The 1644-nt window shown below is 67.7% G+C and carries 1 protein-coding gene, 2 tRNA genes and 2 pseudogenes; 4 read left to right on the top strand and 1 reads right to left on the bottom strand.

The features are described 5' to 3' along the window. The 4 genes and pseudogenes from Ae505Ps2_RS07850 to Ae505Ps2_RS07835 all read left to right on the top strand — a co-directional run. Nucleotides 1-566 (top strand): annotated as a pseudogene (locus Ae505Ps2_RS07850) (acetoacetate--CoA ligase); the annotation flags it as partial. A gap of 99 nt (nucleotides 567-665) precedes the next feature. Continuing rightward, nucleotides 666-755: transfer RNA gene (locus Ae505Ps2_RS07845), tRNA-Ser, on the top strand. A gap of 69 nt (nucleotides 756-824) precedes the next feature. Further along, a tRNA-Arg gene (locus Ae505Ps2_RS07840) sits at nucleotides 825-900 on the top strand. Between the two features lie 111 nt (nucleotides 901-1011). Next, complete coding sequence (locus tag Ae505Ps2_RS07835) at nucleotides 1012-1467, top strand: hypothetical protein (RefSeq protein WP_139320145.1); 456 nt, start codon at nucleotides 1012-1014, stop codon at nucleotides 1465-1467. Nucleotides 1468-1475: 8 nt separating this feature from the next. On the opposite strand, the pseudogene Ae505Ps2_RS31030 reads toward Ae505Ps2_RS07835, so the two are convergent. Then, nucleotides 1476-1644 (bottom strand): annotated as a pseudogene (locus Ae505Ps2_RS31030) (IS5/IS1182 family transposase); the annotation flags it as partial.

Here is a 1644-nt window from a genome sequence, read left to right as displayed (position 1 = left end):
TGGTCATCACCACGCCGACCCCGTCGATGCCGGTCATGTTCTGGAACGACCCGGACGGCACCCGGCTGCGCGAGTCCTACTACGAGGACTTCCCCGGCAACTGGCGCCACGGCGACTGGGTCCGCCGCACCCCGCGCGGCTCCTACGTCATCTACGGCCGCTCGGACTCCACCCTCAACCGCGGCGGGGTCCGGATGGGCACCGCGGACTTCTACGCCGTCGTCGAGAACGTGGAGGGCGTCGCCGACTCGCTGGTGATCGACACCACCGCGCTCGGCGCCCGCGAGGAGGGCACCCTGCTCTGCTTCCTGGTGCTCGACGACGGCACCACCCTCGACGACGTCGAGCCCACCCTGCGCACCCTGCTGCGCAAGGAGCTCTCGCCGCGGCACGTGCCGGACCGGTTCGTCGTCGTCGACGCGGTGCCGCGCACCCTGAACGGCAAGAAGTGCGAGGTGCCGGTGAAGAAGATCCTCTCCGGGACCGCACCGGAGAAGGCGGTGTCGGCCGGCGCGCTGCAGAACCCGGACGCGCTGACCCCGTTCGTGGCCCTCGCGGGAGCCTGACCTGCGCCGGACCGGGGTCCCTCGGTCAGGGGGACCCCGGTTCGGGAAGACCGGAACGCGCGTGTAGTGTTGTCCTCGCTGGTGGCCGTCAGGCACCGGGGAGGCTTCGCCTAGTCTGGTCTATGGCGCCGCACTGCTAATGCGGTTTGGGGTAACCCCCCATCCCGGGTTCAAATCCCGGAGCCTCCGCACCGGCACGGCGGTCGATACACCGGTCGCCGGCCGACAACTGAAGATTGCTACGCTGGAAACAGCAACGCGCCCGTAGCTCAACGGATAGAGCATCTGACTACGGATCAGAAGGTTAGGGGTTCGAATCCCTTCGGGCGCACCACACGAGATCCGGCTCTGACCAGCGACAACGGTCAGGGCCGGATCTTTTTTCGTCGGTGGAAGTTGATCGCGGTCCACGAACCGGTCCACGAACCTTGCTAGCTTCCGCCACGTGGCCAGCCGATCCGACGCCCCCGTCAAGCGCCAGCGCGGCAGCATCCGCCGCCGGGCTCGGTGCTACGAGGTCCGTGTGTCGGCTGGTGAAGATTCCTCGACCGGCGAGCGGATCGTGTTGTGCGAGAGCGTCGACATCGAGGGAGACGGCGACCGCGCCGAGAAGGCCGCCTACCGCGAGGCCGAGAAGATCCGGACCCGGCTCCTCGCAGACGCGGACGAACTGAAGGTCGCGCGCACCAAGGCCACCGTCGGGGCCCTGCTCGAACGCTGGATGCAGCAGCACGAGATCGACGCCACCACCCGGATGACCTACGAGTCCCAGATCCGGATGTACATCCTCCCGAACCTCGGTGACGTCCCGCTGGTGCTGTTCGTCCGGGAGGCATCGCAGCGCCTGGAGACGCTCTACAGCCGCCTGCGGAGGTGCCGCGCACTGAGGTGTTCTCAGTAGCGGGTTGATCATGTCGTGCGGTCGTACTCGGTGTGGAGTAGTACGAGCGCAGCTGCGGTGATCGCGCCGGTGCGCCAGGGACATAGCGTGACTCGCCGCAACGCGGCGAAGGTGGTCTTGAGCAGGGCGTTTCCGCGTTCGGCCAGAGCACGAAGGGCTGAGTGCAGGGTGTTGACG

This window comes from Pseudonocardia sp. Ae505_Ps2 (genome assembly GCF_001932425.1).
In the GTDB taxonomy this organism is placed as follows: domain Bacteria; phylum Actinomycetota; class Actinomycetes; order Mycobacteriales; family Pseudonocardiaceae; genus Pseudonocardia.
The sequence above is the reverse complement of the archived record's forward strand: the minus strand, read 5'-3'. Positions and strand labels throughout refer to the sequence as shown.